At 26.9% G+C, this 1571-nt stretch carries 1 protein-coding gene and 1 pseudogene; both read left to right on the top strand.

Annotated elements, in window-relative coordinates:
• A pseudogene (locus Q0733_RS12890) lies at positions 1 to 843 on the top strand (hypothetical protein); the annotation flags it as partial.
• Positions 830 to 1297, top strand: coding sequence for a hypothetical protein (locus tag Q0733_RS12885; RefSeq protein ID WP_298782733.1), 468 nt, complete (start codon positions 830 to 832; stop codon positions 1295 to 1297). The pseudogene Q0733_RS12890 and the gene Q0733_RS12885, both read left to right, overlap by 14 nt.
• Positions 1298 to 1571: the final 274 nt, after the last annotated feature.

Below are 1571 nucleotides of genomic sequence, written 5' to 3'. Positions count from 1 at the left end.
CCATATGAAAAGCAAATTGCTGATTGTCTTGGCCCTCAAAATTATAACTATACTTTATGGTTAGACAATTCTAATACAGATTATAGAGATATTAAAGATGTTTCTACGTTTTTAAATAATAATGATTGTAGTTCTGAAAGTCAAGAGTTTGCTTTAAAAGCTATTGAAGCGTTAGAGGAAGGAGGGGAATTTGATAAAGAAGAACAAATTATTAATAAACTTACAGGGAAAGCAAAATGTGTTTATGATAAATTAAAAGACAATGATTTATTAAATAAAACTATTCAACGATTTGATAGCAGCAATTTTGTTAACCTAATATTGGAATATGGTACTATGAAAACTCCTGGCGCATCTGGAGAAACACAATATGGATCTCCGATTACTATAACATTAAATCAAAGTCATATAGATAATAGACCTTCTTTATACTCTGCTTTAGTAATATTACATGAAGGAATTCATGCCGAAATTTATAGAAAAATAATAACAAGAAGTCAGTTGCAATTTACACCGCCTAATACTTACACACTTCCTGATGGTTCTAGAGCTGACTATCCTACTTTATTTGACTATTATAATGATTTTCCAGATAATCCACATCATAATTTTATGGCAGATTATTATAGAAATGCAATGGAACAAGGTTTAAGAGATTATGCAGCAGCAATTGGTAAAACATACCCAGACCAACTATACAAAGATCTATCTTGGGGTGGATTAAAAGGTACTAATGCTTGGAATAATATGTTTGCAGACCCTATATTTACTACAAACGAACAAACAAGAATTTTAGCTACGATTAATAATTTTATAACAACTGGAAATAATGAATGTAATTAAAGTTTCTATAATTTTTATATTAATTCCTTTTTTCTGCTTTTCACAGTCTAAAGACCAAGATGCTTACTTTGTATTAAATAAAGATCATAAAGAATACAAATTAATAATAACTGAATACAAATCAAAAATCACACAATTTAGTTTGTACAATAGAAAACAATATGAAAATAGGGGAAAACTAATAGAAAAAAATAAAAATGAAGGGAAAGATGTCTTTTATAGTGACTACAAAAGACCACATTCATATCTTTTTAGAGTAAAAAATAATAAAAAAGAAGTTATAACTCATTGTAATTTACATCAATTAAATATTATAAATTATGAATGGTTAATATATAATAGTTGGAAAGAAAACAATCCGAACATACTGTTTAAAGATTTATACTTTCTTCTTAAAATAGAAAAAGGTAAGTATATAAAATACAAAGTAAGTAGAACGGTAGTTGCATATTAACAAATACAAACCACAACACGTTATATAAAAAATAGCAGATAAATGCAAATTTTTGAAGTTTTATACTTATTTGCTATTTTTGTTTTTAAACTAAAAGTAATTACATTTTTACTCTGCCACTTTTCATATAACCAAACGTTGTAAATAATGCATGAATCCACTCAAACTCGTGAAAATTGGAATTTTAAAAATGGTGGAATTTTAAAAAAACGTGTGAATTTTGAAAGGCACAAAAATCGAATTTAAAATTGCTGAACAAACTCTCGCTAACGTT

The sequence above is a fragment of the uncultured Polaribacter sp. genome, assembly GCF_947500975.1.
GTDB lineage: Bacteria > Bacteroidota > Bacteroidia > Flavobacteriales > Flavobacteriaceae > Polaribacter.
The sequence above is the reverse complement of the archived record's forward strand: the minus strand, read 5'-3'. Positions and strand labels throughout refer to the sequence as shown.

Bases quoted from the DNA above. Each gene is read 5' to 3' on its own strand.
- Q0733_RS12885 (WP_298782733.1), top strand. From the start codon at position 830: ATGAATGTAATTAAAGTTTCTATAATTTTTATATTAATTCCTTTTTTC.